The sequence below is a fragment of the Paraburkholderia sp. SIMBA_054 genome (genome assembly GCF_046534875.1).
Lineage (GTDB): Bacteria > Pseudomonadota > Gammaproteobacteria > Burkholderiales > Burkholderiaceae > Paraburkholderia > Paraburkholderia hospita.
In genome coordinates, this window is record NZ_JAWRXV010000258.1 from 1 (window position 1) to 446 (window position 446).

Sequence of the window (446 nt, forward strand, 5' to 3'; positions counted from 1 at the left end):
TCGAGCGGTTTCTTCTTCGCCTTCATGATGTTCGGCAGCGTCACGTAGCGCGGCTCGTTCAGGCGCAGATCGGTCGTCACGACTGCGGGCAGCTTCAGCGACAGGGTTTCCGCGCCGCCATCGACTTCACGCGACACCGTCGCCTTGTCGTCAGCCACGACAACCTTCGATGCAAACGTCGCCTGCGGCAGATTCGCCAGCGCGGCGAGCATCTGGCCCGTCTGGTTCGAATCGTCGTCGATGGCCTGCTTGCCGAGGATCACCAGTTGCGGCTGTTCCCTGTCCACCAGCGCCTTCAGCAGCTTGGCCACAGCCAGCGGCTGCAGGTCTTCGTTCGATTCGATCAGGATCGCGCGATCCGCGCCGATTGCCAGCGCCGTGCGCAGCGTTTCCTGACATTGCGTCACGCCCGCCGACACGGCGATCACTTCCGTCGCCACGCCCGC

At 64.6% G+C, this 446-nt stretch carries 1 protein-coding gene; it reads right to left on the reverse strand.

Features of this window, described 5'->3' with window-relative positions:
• A partial coding sequence (locus tag SB822_RS55025) for an electron transfer flavoprotein subunit beta/FixA family protein (protein WP_410858838.1) occupies positions 1-446 on the reverse strand: 446 nt, incomplete at both ends.